At 63.3% G+C, this 23,004-nt stretch carries 19 protein-coding genes and 1 riboswitch; of the genes, 5 read left to right on the plus strand and 14 right to left on the minus strand.

What is annotated here, in order from left to right; translation table 11 throughout:
• The 3 genes from QM609_RS25770 to QM609_RS25780 form a co-directional block, all read left to right on the plus strand.
• Window positions 1-818: aldolase/citrate lyase/malate synthase family protein (locus tag QM609_RS25770; protein WP_502942725.1), on the plus strand; the 818-nt coding region annotated here is incomplete at its 5' end.
• Between the two features lie 159 nt (window positions 819-977).
• Window positions 978-2,672, plus strand: coding sequence for a VWA domain-containing protein (locus QM609_RS25775; protein ID WP_007732001.1), 1,695 nt, complete (start codon window positions 978-980; stop codon window positions 2,670-2,672).
• Window positions 2,672-3,820 carry a metallophosphoesterase gene (locus tag QM609_RS25780; RefSeq protein WP_050656172.1) on the plus strand — a complete coding sequence of 383 codons (1,149 nt, stop codon included), beginning with the start codon at window positions 2,672-2,674 and terminating at the stop codon, window positions 3,818-3,820. The genes QM609_RS25775 and QM609_RS25780 overlap by 1 nt, the downstream gene beginning before the upstream one ends.
• A gap of 22 nt (window positions 3,821-3,842) precedes the next feature.
• On the opposite strand, the gene gcvP is transcribed toward QM609_RS25780, so the two are convergent.
• The 11 genes from gcvP to QM609_RS25835 all read right to left on the minus strand — a co-directional run bounded on the left by gcvP (window position 3,843) and on the right by QM609_RS25835 (window position 13,787).
• Window positions 3,843-6,701 (minus strand): aminomethyl-transferring glycine dehydrogenase, encoded by a 2,859-nt coding sequence (gene gcvP / locus QM609_RS25785; protein WP_050656171.1) that lies wholly within the window; start codon window positions 6,699-6,701, stop codon window positions 3,843-3,845.
• A gap of 53 nt (window positions 6,702-6,754) precedes the next feature.
• Window positions 6,755-6,883: riboswitch (glycine riboswitch) on the minus strand.
• A 220-nt stretch (window positions 6,884-7,103) separates the two neighbouring features.
• The gene (locus QM609_RS25790) at window positions 7,104-7,658 is read right to left on the minus strand and encodes a MerR family transcriptional regulator (RefSeq protein ID WP_021344354.1); all 555 of its coding nucleotides are present in this window, start codon (window positions 7,656-7,658) and stop codon (window positions 7,104-7,106) included.
• A 332-nt stretch (window positions 7,659-7,990) separates the two neighbouring features.
• Window positions 7,991-8,464: a bifunctional nuclease family protein gene (locus QM609_RS25795; protein WP_003946194.1), complete on the minus strand. Its 474-nt coding sequence runs from the start codon at window positions 8,462-8,464 to the stop codon at window positions 7,991-7,993.
• A gap of 93 nt (window positions 8,465-8,557) precedes the next feature.
• Window positions 8,558-9,295, minus strand: a complete 738-nt coding sequence (gene ftsR, locus QM609_RS25800; protein ID WP_003946161.1) for a transcriptional regulator FtsR — start codon at window positions 9,293-9,295, stop codon at window positions 8,558-8,560.
• On the minus strand, window positions 9,295-9,789 hold the full coding sequence (gene garA, locus QM609_RS25805; RefSeq protein ID WP_003946166.1) for a glycogen accumulation regulator GarA: 495 nt from the start codon (window positions 9,787-9,789) through the stop codon (window positions 9,295-9,297). Before garA ends, ftsR begins: the two co-directional genes overlap by 1 nt.
• 211 nt (window positions 9,790-10,000) lie before the next feature.
• Window positions 10,001-10,405 (minus strand): glycine cleavage system protein GcvH, encoded by a 405-nt coding sequence (gcvH, locus tag QM609_RS25810; protein ID WP_003946160.1) that lies wholly within the window; start codon window positions 10,403-10,405, stop codon window positions 10,001-10,003.
• Between the two features lie 45 nt (window positions 10,406-10,450).
• Window positions 10,451-11,233, minus strand: coding sequence for a DUF881 domain-containing protein (locus tag QM609_RS25815; RefSeq protein ID WP_007731994.1), 783 nt, complete (start codon window positions 11,231-11,233; stop codon window positions 10,451-10,453).
• A 3-nt stretch (window positions 11,234-11,236) separates the two neighbouring features.
• Entirely contained in the window at window positions 11,237-11,587 is a 351-nt protein-coding gene (locus QM609_RS25820) for a small basic family protein (RefSeq protein ID WP_003946178.1), read from the minus strand.
• 13 nt (window positions 11,588-11,600) lie between these two features.
• Window positions 11,601-12,467, minus strand: coding sequence for a DUF881 domain-containing protein (locus tag QM609_RS25825; protein ID WP_003946177.1), 867 nt, complete (start codon window positions 12,465-12,467; stop codon window positions 11,601-11,603).
• Window positions 12,464-13,063 (minus strand): CDP-alcohol phosphatidyltransferase family protein, encoded by a 600-nt coding sequence (locus tag QM609_RS25830; protein ID WP_050656170.1) that lies wholly within the window; start codon window positions 13,061-13,063, stop codon window positions 12,464-12,466. Before QM609_RS25830 ends, QM609_RS25825 begins: the two co-directional genes overlap by 4 nt.
• A 109-nt stretch (window positions 13,064-13,172) precedes the next feature.
• On the minus strand, window positions 13,173-13,787 hold the full coding sequence (locus tag QM609_RS25835; RefSeq protein WP_003946186.1) for an NUDIX hydrolase: 615 nt from the start codon (window positions 13,785-13,787) through the stop codon (window positions 13,173-13,175).
• Between the two features lie 139 nt (window positions 13,788-13,926).
• On the opposite strand from QM609_RS25835, the gene QM609_RS25840 reads away from it, so the two are divergent.
• Together QM609_RS25840 and QM609_RS25845 are read left to right on the plus strand one after the other, a co-directional pair.
• Entirely contained in the window at window positions 13,927-16,062 is a 2,136-nt protein-coding gene (locus QM609_RS25840) for a bifunctional lysylphosphatidylglycerol flippase/synthetase MprF (RefSeq protein ID WP_030537517.1), read from the plus strand.
• A gap of 4 nt (window positions 16,063-16,066) precedes the next feature.
• On the plus strand, window positions 16,067-18,334 hold the full coding sequence (locus tag QM609_RS25845; RefSeq protein WP_050656168.1) for a DUF2254 family protein: 2,268 nt from the start codon (window positions 16,067-16,069) through the stop codon (window positions 18,332-18,334).
• Here QM609_RS25845 and QM609_RS25850 read toward each other — a convergent pair.
• From QM609_RS25850 to thiD, 3 genes are all read right to left on the minus strand, one after another.
• The gene (locus QM609_RS25850) at window positions 18,296-19,585 is read right to left on the minus strand and encodes an alpha/beta hydrolase (RefSeq protein ID WP_050656167.1); all 1,290 of its coding nucleotides are present in this window, start codon (window positions 19,583-19,585) and stop codon (window positions 18,296-18,298) included. The genes QM609_RS25845 and QM609_RS25850 overlap by 39 nt on opposite strands.
• Window positions 19,586-19,650: 65 nt before the next feature.
• Complete coding sequence (gene pepN, locus QM609_RS25855) at window positions 19,651-22,134, minus strand: aminopeptidase N (protein WP_050656166.1); 2,484 nt, start codon at window positions 22,132-22,134, stop codon at window positions 19,651-19,653.
• A gap of 48 nt (window positions 22,135-22,182) precedes the next feature.
• A complete protein-coding gene (gene thiD / locus QM609_RS25860) occupies window positions 22,183-22,983 on the minus strand; it encodes a bifunctional hydroxymethylpyrimidine kinase/phosphomethylpyrimidine kinase (protein ID WP_003946192.1) in 801 nt (266 codons plus the stop codon).
• Window positions 22,984-23,004: the final 21 nt, after the last annotated feature.

The following is a 23,004-nucleotide window of genomic DNA, read 5'->3' on the forward strand; positions in this document are numbered from 1 at the left end:
TCATCAACACCGGCTTCCTCGACCGCACCGGCGACGAGATCCACACCTCCATGGAAGCCGGCGCGATGGTGCGCAAGGCCGAGATGAAGAAGCAGAAGTGGATCGGCGCCTACGAGGACTGGAACGTCGACACCGGTCTGGCCTGCGGTCTGCAGGGCAAGGCTCAGATCGGCAAGGGCATGTGGGCCATGACCGAGTTGATGGCGGACATGCTCGAGCAGAAGATCGGTCACCCCAAGGCCGGCGCCAACACCGCGTGGGTACCTTCGCCGACCGGCGCAACGCTGCACGCGACGCACTACCACCGCGTCGACGTGTTCGCTGTTCAGGACAGCCTGAAGGGAAAGCCGCGTGCGAGCGTCGACGACATCCTGACCATCCCGCTCGCTCCCAGCACCGACTGGACGGACGCGGAGAAGAAGGAAGAGCTCGACAACAACTGCCAGTCCATCCTCGGCTACGTGGTCCGTTGGATCGACGCGGGCGTCGGCTGCTCCAAGGTTCCCGACATCCACGATGTCGCGCTCATGGAGGATCGCGCCACGCTGCGCATCTCGAGCCAGCTACTCGCCAACTGGCTGCGTCACGGCATCGTCAGCGAGAGCGACGTTGTCAGTGCACTCGAGCGCATGGCCCCGGTTGTCGACCGTCAGAACGAGGGCGACGCCGAGTACCGCAACATGGCACCTGATTTCGATTCCAACATCGCGTTCCAGGCTGCCAAGGAACTCATCCTCGAAGGCGCGAAGCAGCCCAGCGGATACACGGAGCCGATCCTGCATCGCCGCCGCCGCGAGTACAAGGCCGCCAACGCCTGATTTCACCTTCTTCGAACTCGAAGCTGAACCCGAACAGCCTCGGCACCGCTCCCGGTGTCGAGGCTGTTCGCGTAGGCCCCGAAGTTTCGTCACTAGACTGGCCGAGGACACAGTCCGTTCAACAGACATTCTTCGAGTGACCAAGGTAGGGCAAGGTACGTGGGCGAACATCGCGGCGGGTCAGGCGCCAGAGGTATCAGTAAGGGGCCGATTCTCGTCGTCGTGCTGATCGTCTTGATCGTGGCAGGCTTCTTCGGATGGAAGGCCCTCAGCAACCGGATCGACGATCAGGGACAGCAGGCAGCCGGTACGTGCGTCGAGGGCAACAAGACACTCGACGTCACCGCGGATCCGTCCATAGCCCCACAGGTCGAGGAACTGGCGAAGCGGTACACCCAGACCTCGCCGGTGGTGCGTGATCACTGCATCGCCGTCGTGGTGCACGGTGCGCCGTCCGCGTCGGTCTCGACGGCACTCGAAGCCGGTCCGGCGGCCCCCTGGGACGACGCAGCATTGGGACCGCGTCCCTCCCTGTGGATCCCGACGAGTTCGTTCGAACTCGCGCCACTGTCGGGCAAGGCCGTGATCAACGGTGATCCTCGCTCGCTCGCGAGTTCCCCGATCGTTCTGGCAGCCGGTCCCGAGACCGCGGCAGCATTGGCCGGCGCAGCATCGAGTTGGAAGTCTTTGCCTTCCGATCTGACGGTCGCCCTGCCGGTCGGAAGTACCGAAACCTCGATGGCTGCACAGGCGATCGCTGCCGACGTCGCCGATGCGGGTGCCGGTCCGGTCACGACGGATCAGGCGAAGTCCGCTCAGGTCAACGCTGCGCTCAGTGCACGGGCGTTGCAGTTCCAATCCTTGCCGACTCCCCCCTCGTCCACCGCCGAAGCCCTCGGAGCACTGAGCGCCGGAACACCGGATTCGGTGAAAGCCGTTCCGGCCACGGAACAGTCGATAGCGCAGAGCGCGAACGCGGCGATGACGACGTACTCCCCCGCCGGCGCAACGCCAGTCGCGGACTATCCGGCGGTCATCGTCTCGGGCAGCGGGATCGACGAAACCGCGTCGCGCGCAGCGGCACAGTTTGCCGATTTCATGCGTGAGCCGAATCAGTCACAGTTGTTCGTCGGCGCCGGTTTCCGGGTCGAGGGCCAAGACCTTCCCGATCTCGGGGCGGTGTCCCCGGCCAAGATCTCGTCCACGTTGAAACCGGCTTCGGCGGAGACCGCAGCGGCGCTCGGTGACATAGTCGCCAACCCGGTCTCGCCGCGTAGTGCCACCATCCTGATGGACACGTCGGCGTCGATGGGTACCGACGACGGTGGCACTACCCGCTTGGCGAACGTTGCCTCGGCGGTGAATACCCAATTGGGTCGCAGCCCTGACGCTTCGGACATCGGCCTTCGCGAGTTCAGCACGGGCACCGACGGAAAACCGTCCGAGCGCATCCTGGTTCCGGGCGGTTCACTGTCCGAGCCGAATCGGCGTGCCACGATCACCGATTTCCTCAACGGGCTTCGGGCCGGCGGAAAGACCTCCAAATACCCGGCGCTTGCCAGCTCCTACAAAGCCGCCGTGGACGGTTTCGACGCGGGGCGAGTCAACTCGGTGCTGCTGATCACCTCGAGTACGCCTGACGAATCCACCACGACGCGAGCCGAACTGCTCAGCGCGATCGCCGCTGCGGGCAATCCGTCGCGTCCGGTACAGGTCGACGTGATCGTCGTCGGTGCGGGCGACGACGTCTCCACACTCCAAGACGTCTCGGATCGGACGGGCGGCACATTGGTTCGGGTCGATTCGACGTCCGACCCCGCTCTCGCGGCCGCAGTGACCAAGATGCTGTCCTGATGGGGCGCGTCGCGGTTTTTGCAGTCCTTCTCGCCCTTCTGACCTGGTTCCTGCATCGCCGACTCGTTCGCGCCACCGGCATCCCGAGGCGATGGGCTCGTCTCGCCGACACTGCGCTTGTCGTCTTGGCGGTCTCGACGCTCATCGGGGTCGGCAGCGGCGAAGTCTTTCCGACATCGTGGGCGCGACCGATCGGATTTGTCGGATGGGTCTGGCTGGCTTCGTGGCTGTATCTGATTCCCGGACTGCTCGTGATCGGCCTGTTCGCCGGGATCGGTCGACTACGTGCACGCCACACGGATACCACGACCGAAGTCGACCCAGCCAAGCGTCGTACGTTGCAGTTGGCTACGGCAGCAGTCACTCTCGCGGCGATCGGCACCGCCGGCTACGGCGTCTACGAGGCGTCGGGCCCCAAGATTTCCCGCGTCCGCGTGCCGCTCGCTCGCCTACCTGAGGGCTTCAACGGATACCGGATCGCCTTCATCACCGACCTGCACGTGGGACCGGCCCGCGGGGTCGACTTCACCCGCAAGGTGGTCGATATCGTGAACTCGCAGAATGTCGATCTGATCGCGATCGGCGGCGACCTCGTGGACGGAACCGTCGCGAAAGTTGCTCCCGATCTTGCTCCGCTCGCCGATCTTCGGGCGCCCGACGGAATCTTCGGAGTCAGCGGAAACCACGAGTTCTACGCCGACGACGGCGGCAAATGGCTCGACGTGTGGGAGACATTGGGGATCACCACACTTCGCAACAGCCGCACCTCGATCCAGCATGGCGGCGATACCATCGACATCGTGGGCATCCACGACTACACGTCGCCGGACCCGTACGAGCCGAACCTGACTGCCGCGCTCGCAGGTCGCGATCCGAATACTTTCGCCTTGCTTCTCGCGCACGAACCGCGTCAAGCGATCGAGGCATCCGAGATGGGTATCGATCTGCAACTGTCCGGGCACACTCACGGCGGTCAGATGTGGCCGCTGCGGTATCTCGTTCCGCTGCAGCAGCCTTCGGTGCAAGGCTTGGACAGGGTCGGAAACACAGTGCTGTACACGACGCGTGGCGCCGGGGCTTGGGGTCCGCCGGTACGCGTCGGCGCCCCGCCGGAGATCACTGTTCTCGAACTCGTACGCGAGAGGTGATGATCTCCGGCGGGCACACGCCTTAGTTGCCTGCGAACGCTTCGATCGGCGGGCAGGAGCAGACCAGGTTGCGGTCGCCATGTGCACCGTCGATACGACGCACGGACGGCCACACCTTCGGGCGAGCCTTGCCACGCGGGAAGACGGCGATCTCACGCGAGTACGGGTGATCCCACTGCGCTGCAATGCTTCCCGCAGTGTGGGGAGCACCGCGTAGCGGGTTGTCCTCCACCGTCCACTCGCCCGCTCCGACGCGATCGATTTCGCCGCGAATGGCGATCATCGCCTCGCAGAACTCGTCGATCTCTTCGAGGTTCTCGCTCTCGGTGGGCTCGACCATCAGTGTGCCGACCACGGGGAAGCTCATGGTCGGAGCATGGAAACCGTAGTCGGCCAGACGCTTTGCGACGTCGTCGACGGTGACGCCGGTGTCCTTGGTCAACCCCCGGAGGTCGAGGATGCACTCGTGCGCGACCATGCCGTTCTCGCCGGTGTAGAGAACCGGGAAGTACTCGTCGAGTCGACGCGCGATGTAGTTGGCCGACGCGATGGCGGTCAGGCTGGCGCGGCGCAGGCCCGCAGCACCCATCATCCGGATGTAGGTCCAGGTGATGGGCAGAATGGACGCACTGCCGTACGGCGCCGCCGAGATCGTTCCTCCACCACCGAGTTCGGGGGCCATCGGGTGTCCGGGCAAAAACGGCGTCAAGTGTGAGCGCACACCGATCGGGCCGACGCCGGGTCCGCCGCCGCCGTGCGGGATGCAGAAGGTCTTGTGCAGATTCAGGTGGCTGACGTCGCCGCCGAATCGGCCCGGACGGGCAAGGCCGACAAGCGCATTGAGGTTGGCGCCGTCGACGTACACCTGGCCACCGGCGTCGTGTACCGCTGCACAGATGTCGGAGATCTCGTGCTCGTAGACACCGTGTGTTGAAGGGTAGGTGATCATGATCGCGGCGAGACGCTCGGCGTGATCGGTGATCTTCGCGCGCAGATCGTCGACGTCGACGTCACCGTTGGGACGGCAGGCGACAACCTCGACGCGCATCCCGGCCATGACGGCAGAAGCCGCGTTGGTGCCGTGAGCACTCGACGGAATGAGGCAGGTGTCGCGGTGGTCGTCGCCCCGGCTGAGGTGGTAGTTGCGGATCGCGAGCAGGCCCGCGTATTCCCCCTGGCTGCCGGCGTTGGGTTGCAGGCTGACGTTGTCGTAGCCGGTGACCGCGACCAGCCAGTCTTCGAGATCCTTGATGATCTTCAGCAGACCGGGCGCATCCGATGTCGGCGCGAACGGATGGATCGCGTTGAACGCGGGCCAGGTGATGGATTCCATCTCGGCGGTCGCATTGAGCTTCATGGTGCACGAACCCAGCGGGATCATGCTGCGATCGAGGGCGATGTCCTTGTCGGACAGCGCGCGCAGGTAGCGAAGCATTGCCGTTTCCGTACGGTAACGGGTGAAGGCTTCGTGCTGCAGGTAGTCGGAGGTGCGCTCCTGAGCAGCCGGAACCGAATTGCCCTCGGCTTCGATGGCGACAACAGCATCCTCGATCCCGAACGCGTCGAGCACGGCAAGGACGTGGTCGGCGGTCGTGGCCTCGTCGCAGGAGATACCGACATGATCGGCATCGACCAGACGCAGGTTGATCCCGGATTCCTTGGCCGCAGCGACGACGTCGGCCGCCTTGCCCGGAACCTGAGCGAGCACGGTGTCGAAGAACGAATCGTGGACGACGGTCACGCCGCCTTCGCGCAGGCCGTTTGCCAACGCGTGTGCGCGGGCAGCGACGCGCAACGCAATCGCCTTGAGTCCCTCGGCGCCGTGGTAGCTCGCGTACATCGCAGCGAGGATGGCGAGGAGCACCTGAGCGGTACAGATGTTGGACGTCGCCTTCTCGCGGCGAATGTGCTGCTCACGTGTCTGCAGCGCCAGGCGGTACGCCTTGTCTCCGTCTGCGTCGATGGAGACGCCGACCAAGCGGCCGGGCAGCTGACGCGCATGCTTGGAGTGCACGGCCAGGTAACCGGCGTGCGGTCCGCCGTATCCCATGGGAACACCGAAACGCTGGGTGGTTCCGAAGCACGCATCCGCGCCGAGCTCACCGGGTGAGGTGATGAGCGTCATCGCGAGGAGGTCGGCGCCGACGGCAACCAGTGCGCCGCGCTCGTGAGCTTCCGCGATGATCGAGGTGTAATCGACGACTCGTCCCGAGGCACCTGGGATCTGGGCGATGACGCCGAAGAAGTCACCTTCCGGAAGACCAGCGGTGAGGTCCGCGGAGACGATCTCGATGCCGAGCGGCTCGGCGCGAGTCTCGATGACGGCGAGGGTCTGCGGGTAGAGATCGGCGTCGACGACAAATCGTGGGGACTTGCTGCGGTTCGCGCGGCGCAGGAGCGTCATGGCTTCGGCAGCGGCGGTGGCCTCGTCGAGCATCGACGAGTTTGCCAGTTCCATGCCGGAGAGATCGGCGACCATGGTCTGGAAGTTGAGGAGGGCTTCGAGACGGCCCTGGCTGATCTCCGGCTGATACGGGGTGTACGCGGTGTACCAGGCCGGGTTCTCGATGATGTTGCGCAACAACACCGGCGGCGTCAACGTGTCGAAGTAGCCGAGGCCGATCATCGACGTCGCGACGGTGTTCTGGGCTGCGAGTGCAGTCAGTTCGGCAAGTGCCTCGTGCTCTCCGACCGGAAGCGGCAGAGCGTCGAGTCCGGCAGCGATGCCGTTCGGGGCAGCGTCGAGGATGACGGAGGGAACGGCCTTGGTTGCCAGTTCGTCGAGTGAATCGACCCCGACGAGTTCGAGGATGCGCGCGAGTTCCGCGGCGTTCGGACCGACATGGCGGTCGGCAAATATACGGCTTGCAGCGTCGATCACGACAACTCCCAGACAGATCGGAGGATCAGGACACACACCGAACTGCGGTGTGTTCCTCCCCCTCTGTCGCATGCTCGATTCCCGAGCGCCTGAGAGATTCGGTAGTGATCCGCCGAAGGCGGAAGCCACAGCCTTTCCCCGTCGGCGGGTGGGTTGTCCCACCGCTTTCCAGAGGCGTCGGAGCCCGTACGGTCCTTGGTGCCTGAGAGATTGACGGGGAGGTATTGCTCCTTCGGCGCCCTGATCCCGCTCACGACTGACCTTTGAGACAAAGACTGAAACAAAGACAAGTTCGGTGAATCGGTATCCGAGGCTCTCCCGTACGCCGGCGACGCAGGCTCAGTCTAGTTGACCGAAACGCCTACCTGCACCGTGGCATCCTCCAAAGAGATGTGACGTACGTTATCCGGTTTTGCGGCTGGCGCGATTCTTGCGTCGCGAAGCCAACTCGTCTTCCGGGTTGGGATCACTTTCGCCGCCGTCGGCCCGCTCGGCGGGGAAGTCGGCGATCGTTCCGGTGAGTTCACGCATCGCGCCACTGACTGCGATGCCGAATACGCCCTGCCCACCCTGGAGGAGGTCGACGACCTCTTCGGGGGACGTGCATTCGTACACGGTGGTGCCGTCGGAGAACAGAGTGATGTTGGCAAGATCGCGGACGCCACGCTTACGGAGGTGATCGACGGCAACGCGGATGTTCTGCAGTGAGATGCCGGTATCGAGCAGACGCTTCACGATCTTCAGAACGAGAATGTCCTTGAAGGAGTACAGACGTTGGCTTCCGGATCCGGCAGCGCCACGGATCGACGGAACAACCAACGACGTCCGTGCCCAGTAGTCGAGTTGGCGGTACGTGATCCCGGCGATCTGGCACGCACTGGGTACTCGATATCCGACGAGGTCGTCGGGGATGGAATCGTCCGGGAACAAGCCCGGCTGCAGCTCTTCGGAAGACATTTCTGCAGTCGCGGCACTACCGGCTATGCCCGTCCCGCGCTCATTCGACTGTTCTTCCACTGCCGTCTCCCTCTCGCTTCGCCATCATGTAACCAACCTGTGCTATCAGCAGTCACGAGAATCCCGTGCCGACCGAACTTTCAGATGTGAATCCAAGGCAGGTAATTCCATGAGTGGACTTACCCAGAGTACGCCTCGATCGACAAGGCGAGAAGATCTCCACCGCACGCAACGGTAAGTCCAGGAGGGTGCATGGTCAACGCAACACGCCGACCGAGACTCAACCTCTACTTGAGAGTTGAAGACTAAAGTCCGCAACCAGTCAATTCAGGCTAACCATCAGTGGCTTTGAAATCGTCCGGCGAGATGGTGTCGAGGAATTCCTTGAACTTCTCGACCTCGTCTTCGCGCTCGTCGGGAATGACCAGACCGGCCTCGGCGAGAACAGCCTCCGACGCGAAGATCGGAACGCCGATGCGCAGGGCCAATGCAATCGAGTCCGACGGACGTGCCGAGACAGTGGTCTGCTCGTCGAAGACGAGATCCGCGTAGAAAGTGCCCTCTTGCAGGTCCACGATCCGAACTTCCTTGAGGCTCCGACCGAAAGATTCGATCAAGATCTTGATCAGGTCGTGAGTCAGCGGCCGCGCCGGCTCGACTCCCTGTTGTTCGAGAACAATCGCGGTAGCTTCGGTTTGCCCGATCCAGATCGGCAGGTACCGATCGCCGTCGGACTCTCGCAGCAACAGGACCGGCTGATTCTGAGGCTGCTCGACACGAACTCCGATCACACGCATTTCGCCCATCGAGCTTGCCTCCAACCTGACGTGATCCAGCCGACCGACTCCGATGCGGTCGTACTGAAATTCTATTCGAGTGTGCCCCGCTGATCGAGGAACTCAGCGATCGAGACTTCCCCGAACTGCCGATTTGACCAGACACGTGTGCAAAGTCAGTGACAGAGCGGCCAGCTCCCGCACCATTTCCTCGGCACGATCACGTGCTCCGGCGTCACGACCCTTGGCAACCGGTCCGGCGATCTGAGTCACCAGTCCCGCTTCGCGATCAGCAGCCAACTTGAACGCGCGCAGATGGCGAACCTCCAAGCCGTACTCGGACATCGCCTTAGCGGTGCGCGCCAACGTCACGGCATCCTCGTCGAAGAAGCCCGCCGCGCCGGGAACGACCAAACCGGTGCGGATCAGATCGGTCAGAAACCGATCGTCGATGTCAGCGCGCGCGAGAAGATCCTGACGACCGACTCGAACTTCGCGATCGACCCGGAACGCCTCGGGTGAGACATCGCCCGTAGCGATCGACAGGACGCGAGCACGACGAGGCGCAGGAACTTCTGCACTCACCGTCGCTGCGCCACTGTCGATCGCTTCGAGTTGTTCTTTGATCACTTTGAGCGGCAGGTACTGATCGCGTTGAGCGGTCAGCACGAAGCGAAGACGCTCGCAGTCCTCGACAGAGAATCTGCGGTATCCCGACGGTGTCCGTTGCGGGCTGATCAAGCCCTCGGACTCGAGGAAACGGATCTTCGAAATCGTCACGTCGGGAAAATCTGGACGCAACCGATCCAGCACGGAACCAATCGACATTCCGGGCTGGCTCTGCTGCCGCACTGCCGTCATTAGCTACCCGCACCTGCTGACGACTCGCCGACCTGCGAACCGCCGGCACGAGGGCCGGTGAGGAACACCAGACGGAACTTGCCGATCTGAACCTCGTCACCATTCGCGAGAACTGCCGAATCGACAGGCTCACGGTTGACGTAGGTGCCGTTGAGGCTTCCGACGTCGACGACGTGGAAATCTGCATCTTCCTGACGGAACTCGGCGTGACGACGGCTGACGGTCACGTCGTCCAGGAAGATGTCGCTGTCCGGGTGCCGACCTGCCGACGTCGTCGGCTGATCGAGCAAGAAGCGGGATCCTGCATTCGGTCCCCGCTTGACCACCAGAAGTGCGGCTCCGGCGGGAAGGCCTTCCACGCCCGAAACCGGCTGCTCGGCGGCCGGTGCTGCAGAGGAGGTGTTGTCGAGCTCATTGAGGAAGTCCGCGCGGAAAACCGAAGTGGTCTCCGCCGGCGACTCCCCATAGCCCGCGTCGTTACCGTTCTCGCTCACTGTTTCTCCTCCTGGGTCAATCATCCAGATCATGAATCACTGGACTACGCAGTGCACTTTCTTCACGAGCATCTTTCACAGTCACGTTCGATACGGCCCTGCGCCCCGACTCGGCACATGCGTACCTAACGACCGTACCCTGCGCAGACCGCCGTGTGCAGCGAGACAGGCCGCGACACAACACGAGTTGGCCGGTCCACGCGCAGGTTTTCTACTCGGACGTGAGTCCCTTGTATGCCTCCGCGTCCAGAGTTGCCGCGAGTGCGGCGTCGAGTGTGGCCTCGTCGGCAACCTCGAGTTCGACCAACCAACCCGTGTCGTACGGGTCGGTGTTGACGAGGTCGGGCTGTCCGTCCAATTCACCGTTCGCTGCAAGAACTTTCGCAGTGAACGGAGCAAAGATGTCGGAGACGCTCTTGGTCGACTCGACCTCACCGAGCGATTCACCGGCGGTCACGTCTTCGTCGACAGCGGGAAGCTGGACGAACACGACGTCACCGAGCTGCGACTGAGCAAAGTCGGTGATACCGACTCGAACTGAGGTCGGGCCGGTTCGCTTCACCCACTCGTGCTCCGCGGTGTAGCGCAGATCGGTAGGTGTATCGAGCTCACTCACAGTGGCTTCCTTTCACAGGCCGTCCGAAAGTCGGACGCAAAAAGATCAATTTCCGGGTTGAGCGTATTGGCGCGGATTCAATTGTCGCAAGACGGAGATCGTGACCTGCTGCGATTGCTCGACGGACGACGTTCCGCCATTGCGTGCGACATTGTCGAAGACGCCTCCGGGAATGTTCAACGCTGCCGCCAATGTCGGCGGATCTCCGATCGCGGTCACAGTGTACGGCTGCTCGATCCGGGTTCCGTCCAATTCGATCTCGCCGCCGCGCCCACTCACCCACGAGTTCACGCCGATACGAATGGGTTCGCCGTTCGCACCTGCGATCGAGATGGCTTCGGCACCGGCAGCACGCAGTTCCTGGATGAGATCGAGAATCACTTCCGATCCGACGCCGCCCGCCGGATCTGTCAGGGTCATCGTCACACCCGGTCCAGTGGCCGGAGCGGTCCCCACTTGAATGGAGAGTGAGGTCAGCCGCGCCCGCGCCTCGTCCAGCGCTGCTCCCGTGTTGCCACCGGCTTCCAAAGTGGCAAGCGATTCCTGAAGATTCGCGACTTCCTGCCTCAGCGCGGCTTCGCGCCGATTCAAATTGTCGAGAACCACCAGGAGGTCGGCAGGGCGCGCGGCGTCGAGTGAATCTCCGGCCACTGTGCTGCGTACCTGTGTGGCAATCGCAACGCCGAGCACGCCCAACAGCACAGCAGCGAGGATTGCGAAGACGACGTTGGTGCGGTGTTTGGACGGTGAACGCAACTCGTGACGACCTTCACCCGCAGTGGTGACGGGAGGTTCTTCTTCCGGTTCGGTCGTGGAATGTTCCGCCATGACTCACGCTCCGAACAGTCGGCGTCGCAATGCCGCTGCGTTGCCGAAGATCCGGATACCCAACACGACGACGATCGCCGTCGAGAGTTGAGTACCGACACCCAACTGATCACCGAGCCAGACGATCAACGACGCGACAAGCACGTTGAAGACGAAGGAAACCACGAACACCTTCGCGTCGAAGATTTCGTCCAGATACGCGCGTAGTCCACCGAAGACGGCGTCGAGCGCCGCAACGACAGCGATCGGAAGATAGGGCTGGATCACGTCGGGCACCTGCGGGCTGAAAACTACGCCCAGGACGATGCCGACGACCAGTGCTGCGAGTCCGTACAGGGCGGAACCGGCCTTCATCGAACTCCTTCTGTCACTTGGGTTCTGTGGGTTCTGTTGCCACTCGGACGGCGCGAGGCGCCGCAGGCGGCAGAGTCAACGAATCGTCTTCGGCCACCGCGAAACCGACTCCGTACAGTTGCGAGACGCTAGACATTCTCACGTAGGCGTCGCTGACGACGAATTTCCGCTGCAGTGCTCGCGTGTCTCCGATCGCCTCGACGAGGTACGGGGAGAAAACAGGTTGGTTGTCGACGAGCATCGCGCCGCCCGCCTGACGAATGGTCACCGTCGGCCCGATTCGCACGCCGCCGACGGCGATCGCCTCCGCTCCCCCAGCCCACAGGGCGTTTACGACGGTCTGCAGATCGCGATCGAGGACAACTGTCTTACCGCCGACACTCCGTTGCGACGCATCCGAGAGGTTCGGGCGTCCGGCCGGGTCGGTCAACGTCACCACCAGTCCCTCTCCGTGAACAGCTTCGGCTCCTGCGCCGGATTCGACCGCTCGCAGTTGGTCGAGGACGGCGCTGCCGCGTGCATCGCCTTCGAGCGCCACGCCGCGCGCGGCGTCGACGGCGCCGCCGAGTGAATCGCGGGACGCGGCCAGTGAATCGATTCGATCCTCCGCATCACGGACCTTCGCCACCAACTCGCTTCGAACCTCTTCGGTGCCGGTCACCTGCTTCGTCGCCTGAACAGCCGAGACCGTGACGATGAACCCGATCAACAGTGCGCCGAGGGCCAGCCACGGCCCCGTCTTCGAGGATCTGTTCTTGGTGTGCTCGTGCTGGCGTTCGAATGCAGTTGCCTCGTAGCCCGGGTCGAGATGTTCGGTCATGAGTGACCGAAGCAGCGACGGTACCGGGTTACGACGGACGTCCTCCCCGGTCGACTTCATCGGGGCACGACCTCGTGGGTTCGCGCAACGTCAACGGCCTTGAGCACGTAGATCGCGGCAGTCCACACGTACAGGACGGTTCCCCAGATCAGGAAAGCGAAACCGAAGGCATGGGTGAACGGTCCGATGGCCCAGTCTCCGTGCCCGGCAAGAATCAACGGCAGCGCGAACATCAGTAGGAAGGTCGCAGCCTTGCCGAGATAAACCACCTCGGGCGGTGGCAGGCCACGCCTGCGGTAGATCGGCAGCGTCAACGCAAGCAGAAGATCACGGCCGATGAGTATCCCTGCGACCCACCAGGGAATGAAATCGCGGGCGACGAAGGTGACCAGTGTCGTCACGACGTACAGACGATCGACCAGCGGGTCGAGAAGCGCTCCCAGACGCGAGGTCTGTCCGAGCACTCTGGCCAGCTTGCCGTCGAGCCAGTCGGTGAACCCGCTGAGCATCAGCAGCGCCAATGCCCAGCCGTCCGAGTGCGTGACGAGCAGCAGGTAGGCGAACAGTGGCAGAGCGAGTAGACGCACGATACTGAGCACGTTGGGAACAGTGAGAATCCGATCCGTGGGGATCGGTTCTTGTTCGCCAGAGTTCACTGCACACACCTCGCGTCGTTCGATTGCCGTGCGGCCAGCTTTCCACAGCACGACGGACTATTCGCCGAGGCGCCGTAGCCTGAACTGTCCCGAGCGTGTCGAGCTGCCCCTATCTCCAGGCGAACACCGGCTGCTCGAGCTTGTCGATGCGCGTGTGCCGTCCGTTCAGCACTTCGCGGAACTGATAGATGACGGCTCCGGTCGGCGCATGGATCAGGCTCGTTCGGAACGGCCATTGGATCACCGGGTTCGGTGACTCCTCGATGGTGACGAAGCGCGAGTCCACGTCGAGCTCCTCCGACGTGACGGCATACACCTGGGCCACCTCGTCGGGATTGGGTACCAGTCCCCCGATGTCCTCGCCCGACCACATGACGAACGGCCGGATCACGAATCCCGAACGAGTGACGTAGTCGTCGAGCCGGCCGATGATCTTCGACTCGGGAACGTCGACACCCAGCTCCTCGGAAAGTTCCCGAACCGCTGCCTGTTCGGACGACTCGCCCGGGTCGACGCTTCCGCCCGGCAACGCGAATTGACCGGGGTGGGCGCGCATCTTGCTTGGCCGCTTCGTCACCGGGAACACTGGTGTTCCGTCCGCAGTCCGCATGACGACGATGACCACCGACGCCGAGCGCCTTCCGTCCAATTCGACCGACCGAGGTTCGAAAGCGGCAAGTGAGGCGACCACGTGGTCCCGATTCAGTAAATCTCCGTTCACCATGGCTCGACAGTAGCGCCACGAGACTGAGACCCTCAGCCAGTCTGGTCCATTTTGGCCGCTTCGCCTGATTATCGGTCTGTATTCCTGTCATGCTGAACAGGCAGAATCCACCGTGCGGCATGGCGAGAAGAGAACCTCGATGGCTGAGCAGTCCCAGACCCCCACCCCGCAGACCGACCAGAGCGCGCCGGGCGCGTCGAATCGGGCCTCTCGCTTTGCCTCCGACACGCTGAGCGTCCTGCGGCGTGTGCCGTTCACCGCGAGCGTCGTGCTCACCATCACCGTCGTCGGGATCGCGACCGGCGCCCTGTGGAATCACGTCCGTACCTACTCGTGGTTCAACGACATCGCCTACGGAGTTCCTGCCTTGCAGGAAGGCAAGTGGTGGACTCTCGTCACGGGGTGGTTCTTCGGATTGACGCCGGGTCAGTATGTTTCGATCATCGTCGTTTTTGCCTTCGCGGTCGGCTGGTGCGAATGGCGCCTGGGAACCAAGAACGCGGCCATCGTCACGATCAGCGGTCAGTTGGCGGGCGAACTCGGTGCATCGCTCCTCCTCTGGGCGGGCAGCCACACCGACTGGGATTGGGCTCGCAACCTCGCCACCCACCGCGACGTCGGCGTGACCACCGCAATCATCGCCGCACTCGCCGCGACCACAGCAACACTCCGCTCGCCCTGGCGAATGCGAGTCCGCGCCATTCTGTGTGCGTACATTGCGATCGCGTTCCTCTTCGAAGGCCGCCTCGCCGACGTGCAGCACCTCATCGCGGTCGCGATATTCCTGCCGGTGGGCGAGAAGTTCTTCGGCGACGGAGAGCGCGGGTTCATCCCCCGAACGCGACGCGAGATCCGCCTGCTCGGATTCATCGGCCTGCTCCTGATCGGCGTGGTCGAGATCGCCGTCTGGCTGTTCCCCGGAAGCGGACCGTTCGGGCCGACGGAAGCCGAAACCGGTTCGGGCTGGACGGCATTGATCGACGTGGTCATCGTTGCCCTCATCGCGGACCAGTTGCGACGAGGTCGCCGCTGGGCCTGGTGGGTTGCCGTGGTGTTCGGTTCACTGACGGTCTTGGCCACCGCCCTCGTCCTCGTTTCGGTCATCTTCTTCGACTACGAGAGCGCCGGCGCCGTCACGGTCGGTACCGCGCTGCTCTGGCTTCTCGAACTCATCTTGTTGATCAAGGGCCGCCACGCTTTTCACGTACCGATGCGGCGCAAGATTCGAGGCGGGCCGTTGTCCGGGAACGATCCGCGCGCCGCCGCTCGGGAACTGCTCAAACGGCACGGCGGCGGAACCATGTCGTGGATGACGACGTGGGACGGCAACAGTTACTACTTCGGCGAGTCGGGTGAGAGCGTCGTTGCATTCCAACGGCATGTCGGTGTCGTCGTGGTCCTGGCCGATCCGATAGCGAGCCCCGACCGACTTGCCGCAGCGGTGGACGAATTCACGACGATGTCCGAAGCCAACGGCCTCACTCCCTGCTTGTTCTCCGTGGGAAAGGAGACAGCCGATGCCGCCGCCCGGCGTGGCTGGCGCACCGTTCAGGTCGCCGAAGACACGATCGTCGACCTACCAGAACTGCAGTTCACCGGTAAATCCTGGCAGGACATCCGCTCGGCCCTCAACAAGGCCAAGAAGGACGACATCACCTTCCGGATGACAACATTGGCCGACGAGCCGTTCTCCGTATTGGCTCAGGTGCGCGCCATCTCCGAGGAATGGGTGGGCGACAAGGGGCTACCCGAGATGGGGTTCACCCTCGGAAGCGTCGAGGAGGCGCTCGACCGCGACGTCCGGGTCGGCTTGGCCGTCGACCCGACCGGAAGCATTCACGGCGTCACCTCGTGGTTGCCGGTGTACGGCGAAGGCGGCGTGGTTCAGGGTTGGACACTCGATGTCATGCGTCGACGTCCCGACGGGTTCCGTCCGGTGGTCGAGTTCCTCATCGCATCGTCGGCCCTCGAGTTCAAAGAACAAGGTGCCCAATTCGTCTCACTGTCCGGAGCACCGCTCGCACGCAGCGACGACGGCGCCGACGCCGCATCGATGGACCGCCTGCTGGACATGCTCGGAGCCGCGATGGAACCGCTGTACGGCTTCCGGTCTCTTCACGCGTTCAAGAAGAAGTTCAAGCCGAGGTACGAACCCGTTTTCCTGTGTTTCCGCGACGAGGCCGACCTGCCTCGGATCGGAATCGCACTGACGCGTGCATACCTGCCCGACGCAACGGCTCCTCAGCTGATCAAGCTCGCCACCAGCAAGAGTTGACGCCGTGCGGTCCTGGTTCGAGCACACGGTCGTCGACACCGGCAGGCTCCCGCTGTTCTTCCTCCTACTCGCCTTTGTCCTGACGTTCCTGTTCATCCGCTTCAGCGTCCGGATGATCCGGGCCGAGGTCTCGTGGTGGCCAGGCAATGTCACGCCCGGTGGAATGCACATCCACCACATGGTTTTCGGTTTGATGATGATGCTCGTGTCCGGCTTCGCCTTCATCGCTCTGGCCGACTATCACACCCCGATCGCCAATTGTGTTCTCGCGTCGGTGTTCGGTATCGGCAGCGCGTTGGTCCTCGACGAGTACGCACTCGTGTTGCATCTGCGCGATGTCTACTGGGCCGAGGAAGGTCGCTCGTCCATCGACGCAGTGTTCGTTGCCATCGCGATCTCGTTCCTTTTCCTTCTCGGGGTCCACCCGATCGGGTTCGCGGGAGAGTTCGACCCGTACGAGGAGGACCGTAGCCTGGCGACGTTGATCGGCGTTGTCGTCGCGATCGTGATCCAACTCGGACTCGCCGTGATCACGTTGATGAAGGGCAAACTCTGGACCGGCTTGATCGGGCTGTTCTTCACCCCACTTCTGTTGATCGGAGCAATTCGGTTGAGTCGCCCGGGTGCGCCGTGGGCGCGCTCGCGTTACCGCGACAAGCCGGCGAAGATGAGCCGGGCAGTGGCCCGTGAACAGCGTTATCGCGAGCCGATGATCCACGCGAAGATCTACGTGCAGGAAACGGTGTCGGGAAGTTTCGGTTCCGCTCCCCCGCCCCCACCACCGCTCCCCGTCGTCGACACCACAACCCCCACGTCGAAGGTCGGATTGTCGCGGCGGCTCTCGGACAGAATTCGCTGGCGTCGAACTCGCCGACGACTACGAACAGTCCCCGTCTGGCGTCTCCCCGTGATCCTCGTCGTCCTGTCCGTCGTCACCGCGAACATCCTCGTCGGGATCGACGGAGACCTGGTCAGCGACGGCGACGTCGGTACCATTTCCGAGGGCGTCGACGCCGGGGCCACCGCGACGCTGCTCAGCGTCATCGCCGGCGGGATGATCACTCTCACCGGTCTGGTGTTCACCGCCATCACCCTCGCAATGCAGTTCGGCGCCTCGCAGATTTCGGTGCGGGTGGTCCCGATGCTTGCGCAACAGCGAGTGATGCGGTGGTCGATCGGCATGTTTCTGGCCACGTTCGTCTTCTCCTTGATCATTGCGCTCGATCTGGCGCTCGATTCGGAGAATTCCTCACCGACCATCTCCACGGCGATCGCACTGCTTCTGGCATTGGCCAGTGCGATCCTGTTCATCGCGTTGGTGGCGAAGGTCGGGTCGATTCTCAATTCCAGTCGGTTGCTGCGTTGGATAGCGGCCCAGGGCCGGAGCGCGACGATTCGTGCCTATCCGCTGTACGAGGACCTGCCCTCTGGCGCACCGAAACCCAGTCAGCCGCTCCCCCTACCCCAACCGCGCGAGTCCGAGAACTCCGAGAGCGCCGACGCACTGGTGATTCGCCTGCGCCACCTCTCACCCGACGGCCGGATTCTGCTGGCGATCGACCTCGCACGACTGCAGCGGTTGGCCGGCCGCTGGGACGTCTCGGTCGAAGTCGTCCCCAGCATCGGCGAGTTCGTCGCCCAGAACGCGCCCCTCTTCGAGGTACGCGGACCCTCGCTGAAGGTACGCCCGGACACTTTGATGTCGTGCTTGATCTTCGGTGACACGCACAGCCCGGTCGTCAGCCCCGGTGCAGCGCTTCAGTCGATCGTGGACATCGCGCTCAAGGCACTGTCACCCGCCATCAACGACCCGGGCCGAGCCGTCCAGGCTCTCGACCACATCGAAGATCTTCTGGTACTTCTCGCCCCGCGGGTCCGCTTCGACACGTCAACCTCGGATCTCACGCTGATCCGAGGGCAGCAACGCACCTGGACCGATTACGTGTCCGTCGCCACCGACGAGATCCGGCACTTCAGTACCAATTCCGCGCAGGTCCAGCGTCGTCTGCGCGCGGTATTCGCGACCTTGCTCGAAGCCTGCCCGCCGGACCAGCACCCTCCGCTACTCGAGCGCGTCGACGCACTCGATGCGCAATTGACCCGAGAATGGACCGGCGCACTCGACCTTCGGCTCGCGAGTGTGGCGGATCCGCAGGGATTGGGCTCCGAAGCCGGGGCGACCGGAAGAATTCACCCGCTGATCATCGGGTCTTCGGAACTTCCGGACGATCGTTCATCCGGGCAGACCGAGTCGCGTTCCCAGCCAACCTAATTGACTCGCCAATCCAGCCGACCACACCTGGAAGCTGTGCCCTCCGTCGACCTCGGCGTACTGGACGTCCATCCCTGCGGCCTTTGCGGCTTCGTAGAGCGTTTGAAGACCTGGGCGGTAGTCGTTGTCCTGTTTGCCGACCACGAACACCCCGGCGCTGTCGGGGAACTTCTTCTCCCGGAGCAGATCCTGCGGATTCACTGCCACGAACGCGGCGTCAATGCCGCCGAACGCTGCATCGACCGTCTGCTTGCGATCGCCGAGTGTGGGTTCGATCTGACCGGACAGATCCAGGAACGTCGGATATACCGCGGGGAAGTTCGTCGCCATCTGGAACGCGCAGGTGCCGCCGTAGGAAAGTCCCCCGATCGCCCACTTCCTCGGGTCGGGATCCACCTGGAGGTTCCCGCGCACCCAGTCGGGAACATCGCGCGAAAGGTACGTCGCGACGTTCCCGAGTTGGGAATCGACGCAGAGCGGATTCGCCAGTTCCGACCCGGTCCCGTCAGCAACGACGACAACGGGAGCCAAGCCCGAATGCGCAGCGGCGTAGGTGTCCATGGTCTGGACGAGACGTCCGCCCTGTAGCCAGTCCTCGGGCGCGCCTGGTTGGCCGGCTAGCAGGACCAACACGGGCAACTCCGGTCGTGGGTTGGTGAAATACGCGGGCGGTAGGTAGATCTCGGCGTCGCGGGCGCTGAATCCGGAGACCGTCCCCGCAATCGTGACCGTGCTGACCTTGCCCGCCGACGGCATGTCCGTGGGAGCCTTCCATTGCGAAACCGGTACCGCCCCGTCCTTGCCGTCGTCCAGGTCTGCGAGTGAAACCTTCTCCGCGTCCGAGAGTCCCAGCGCTGTTCCCAACGTCGGATACGACTGGAACTGCAGATTCACGTGAGCCGCGCTCGACACGACCACCAGGAGCACGGAGACCACGGTGAGCACGCGACCGTCGATCCGCGTCGCCGCAAATACCCGCGAAACACCCAGCAGCACGCCGAGAATGCCCAACCCGATCCACACGTAGACCGGACGGGCAATCGGATCGGGGAACGGGTGCCACACCTTCTCGATCAGCCAGTACAGCACGAGAGTGATCGCGATTGCCGCGACGATGCAGACCGGAATCGAGATCAGGACGTGACGCCTCGATCTCGAGAAGATCAGCCACAGAAGTGCCAGAATTCCGAGCACCGTCACCACGGGCGGAACCGGGCCCGTGACCAGCGACAGATCCGTGATCGTGTGCACGTCGTCTCCCGTCGCAGCCCTGTTTAGACAATATCCAAGAACAGGACATTTCGGAGCTGATGGCGTCAGATCACCGCGTTCGACGCCTGGGCACGTAGGTCTCGGGCCAGGTGATCCCGACGCTCGAGAACAAGCCTCCGCAGCGACGCGGGCGCCTCCGCATTGGCCTGGATCCAGGAATCGACAGCAGAGGTGTCTTCAGCTGCCGGGAAGAGTCCGTTCACCAACCGTCGGGCGATCTCGATGCTGCGTTCGGACCACCACTTCCCCAGGGACGAGAAGTACTCTGCCGCATATCCCTCGATCAACGACGGGTCCGTGCCCGAACGGAATCCGGCGATCGTCGCATCCAGGCGGTCGTTCGAGAGTGAGCCGTCAGTGGTCGCCGACGCCCAGGCAGCCGCCTTGGTCTCGGCATCGGGAATCGACGCCGCGGCGCGGACGTACGCCGTTCGACCCGCTGACGTGCTGTCCTTGCTCAGCTCACCGTCGAAGTCGCTCACACTCGCATGGCCGGTCGCCGACAGGGCGATCCACAATGCCCACCGCAGATCAGGATCGAGAGCCAGTCCGACCGGCCCCGGGCAGGTGCCGTCGAGTATCGACCGCACCTCGTCGGCGCGAGCATCGTTGACCGCTGCAGCGGCCGACAGAGCCCGTGCCCATGCCAGCTGTCTTCCGGACTCCGGTTCGGCTTCGAACACCGCCTTCCAGGTCGTTTCCAACCAGCCTGCACTTACATTGGGCCGCAAGCTTTTCGGAACGTAGTGAAGAACCGCGTATTGGGCATCGGTCAGGATCGAGCTGAGAATCGCAAGATCTGTCTCCGCGGGAGCGAATCGTTCCACCATGTCGAGGTACCGGAACACCGAGAGCTGCGCATCACGCACCGAGTTCCACAGCGACGACCAGATCACCCCGCGCGCAAGCGGATCGCTCACGCGGTCCAGGGATGCCTCGACAGTGGACAGAGATTCCGCGTCCAATCGCACCTTGGCGTAGGTGAGGTCTTCGTCGTTGAGCAGTGTGAGTGCTCCGGGCGGAAGGTCGACCGACGTGCGTGATTCGGTGATGTCGAGTTCGACGCGTTCGGTGCGAACAAGGTCTCCGGACTCGTTGTAGTCGTAGATTCCGACTGCGAGCCGATGCGGCCTCGGGTCCGTCTGGACCAGGTCTGTTCCGTCGAGCGACAGCGTGGACACTCCGGTGGTCTGCAACCAGATTCGGGCCCATTCGCGCACATCACGTCCGGAAGTCTCCGCGAGCACGTCGAGCAGATCAACAAGCGTGGTGTTTCCGTACGCGTGAGCCTTGAAGTACCGGCGTGCCGCTTCGAAGAACGCGTCACGCCCGACGAACGCCACAAGTTGTTTGAGGACACTGGCGCCCTTGGCATAGGTGATTCCGTCGAAGTTCAGCTTCGCAGCTTCGAGATCGACGATGTCGGCGACGATGGGATGCGTGGTCGGCAGCTGATCTTGGAGGTACGCCCACGCCTTCCGCTTGATGGCAAATGCTACCCAGGCATCGGTGAAGCGAGTAGCTTCGGCGCTGACCAGCGATCCCATGAAGTCGGCGAAGGATTCCTTGAGCCACAAGTCGTCCCACCAGACCATGGTCACGAGATCGCCGAACCACATGTGCGCCATTTCGTGCAGGATCGTGTTGGCGCGGCGCTGATGCTGCTCGTCGGTTGCGGAGCCGCGGAACACGTATGCCTCGGTGAAGGTCACCAGTCCCGGGTTCTCCATGGCGCCGAGGTTGTACTCGGGGACAAAGATCTGGTCGTACTTGCCGAACGGATACGGATAGTCGAAGTACTCGGCGTAGAAGTCCAGCCCCTGACGGGTGATGTCGAAAACGTTGTCTGCATCAAGGTGTGGAGCCAACGACGCCCGGCACAGCGCACCCAACTCGACAGTGAGTTCGCCGCGACTCCACGACGACGCCACGCGGTGATACGGCCCGGCCGCGATCGCGGTGATGTAGGTCGAGATCGGCAGCGTCGGGGCGAAAGTGACGCGTTGTGCACCGTCCACGGAGAGAGTCTGGGTCGCGGGCTGATTCGACAGGACTTCCCAGCCGTCAGGTGCTGTCACCTCGAATGTGAAGGGCGCCTTGAGGTCCGGCTGCTCGAAGCAGGCGAAAACACGCCTGGCATCGGCAGGCTCGTATTGCGTGTACAGATACGTCTGATCGTCAGCGTCGTCGACAAATCGGTGCAGCCCTTCGCCCGAACGGCTGTAGTGGCCGTGAGCTGCCACCCGAACGACGTTCGATCCGCCGAGTCCGCGCAGCCCGATCCGGGATCCGTCGTACTCCACCGGAATCGACGCACCGTCGACGTCCACGGAATCGACTGCAGCACCGATGAAATCGAGCCACGTGGACTCCACCGAGGACGTCAGATCAATTGTCGTGACCGTCGAAAAGGTCTTCACGGCGGAGTCGACCGCCGATCGCAGATCCAACTCCACCCGGTAACCGGCGACGGAGATGGCTCGAGATCGTTCGGCGACTTCGCTTCGATTCAGGTTCGCAGTACTCACGCACTCGATCCTGCCAGGCCGCGCGCGGCGATGTGAGCCGCCGTGCGCCTATCCCTTGAACGCGCCCTGCCAGACGGTGTCGAACGGCGTGTGTGCCGAGACGCGGCCTTCGATGCCCGCCGTGACGAACTTCTTGGCCAGAGCGACGGCTTCTCCCACGTCGGCGCCCTTTGCCAGTTCGGCGGTCACTGCGGCGGCCAGCGTGCAACCGGCACCCGAGACGCGCTCTTCGCCGACCTTGGGGGCGGAGAGAACCGTCACGTCGGTCCCGTCGAACAACACGTCGACGGCGTCGCCACCGGCGAGTTCGACACCGCCCTTTGCGAGCACGTACTTAGGTCCGAGGTCATGGATACGACGTGCGGCCTCGATGAGGTCGTCGACGCTTTCGATGCTGTCCATTCCGGCGAGGGTGCGTGCCTCGAACAGGTTGGGTGTGACGACGGTGGCGAGCGGGAGGATCGAATCACGAAGTGCTGTATCGGTATCGAGAGCCGCGCCGGGCTCCTGGCCCTTGCAGATCAGGACCGGGTCGAGGACGACGTGGCGCCAGGACTGCCGACGCAGGCCCTCTGCCACAACCTCGATGGTGGCGGGCGTGCCCAACATGCCGATCTTGACGACGTCCAGATCGTGAGCCGCAGTGGCAGCCTCGATCTGATCAGCGATCACGTCAGGAGCGATCGGCACGAAGCGATGACCCCAGTTGTTCTTGGGATCGAACGAGACGATACATGTGGTGGTCGCTACGCCGTAGACGTCCAATGCCTGGAACGTCTTCAGGTCGACCTGCAGGCCGGCACCGCCAGTCGCTTCGGACCCAGCGATGACATAGGCGAGGTCAACCACAGCACAATCTCCTTCTTCGGA

Origin of the sequence: Rhodococcus sp. IEGM 1302 (genome assembly GCF_030056935.1) — a bacterium.
GTDB classification, from domain to species: Bacteria; Actinomycetota; Actinomycetes; order Mycobacteriales; family Mycobacteriaceae; genus Rhodococcus_F; species Rhodococcus_F qingshengii.

What these genes read in the sequence shown, in the direction of transcription:
- QM609_RS25795 (WP_003946194.1), bottom strand. Translation starts at nt 8,464, where the DNA reads ATGGGCGAAATGCGTGTGATCGGAGTTCGTGTCGAGCAGCCTCAGAAT.
- QM609_RS25815 (WP_007731994.1), bottom strand. Translation starts at nt 11,233, where the DNA reads ATGGCGGAACATTCCACGACCGAACCGGAAGAAGAACCTCCCGTCACC.
- QM609_RS25820 (WP_003946178.1), bottom strand. Translation starts at nt 11,587, where the DNA reads ATGAAGGCCGGTTCCGCCCTGTACGGACTCGCAGCACTGGTCGTCGGC.
- QM609_RS25840 (WP_030537517.1), top strand. Translation starts at nt 13,927, where the DNA reads ATGGCTGAGCAGTCCCAGACCCCCACCCCGCAGACCGACCAGAGCGCG.
- QM609_RS25790 (WP_021344354.1), bottom strand. Translation starts at nt 7,658, where the DNA reads ATGTCTTCCGAAGAGCTGCAGCCGGGCTTGTTCCCGGACGATTCCATC.
- QM609_RS25825 (WP_003946177.1), bottom strand. Translation starts at nt 12,467, where the DNA reads ATGAAGTCGACCGGGGAGGACGTCCGTCGTAACCCGGTACCGTCGCTG.
- QM609_RS25780 (WP_050656172.1), top strand. Translation starts at nt 2,672, where the DNA reads ATGGGGCGCGTCGCGGTTTTTGCAGTCCTTCTCGCCCTTCTGACCTGG.
- ftsR (WP_003946161.1), bottom strand. Translation starts at nt 9,295, where the DNA reads ATGACGGCAGTGCGGCAGCAGAGCCAGCCCGGAATGTCGATTGGTTCC.
- QM609_RS25835 (WP_003946186.1), bottom strand. Translation starts at nt 13,787, where the DNA reads ATGGTGAACGGAGATTTACTGAATCGGGACCACGTGGTCGCCTCACTT.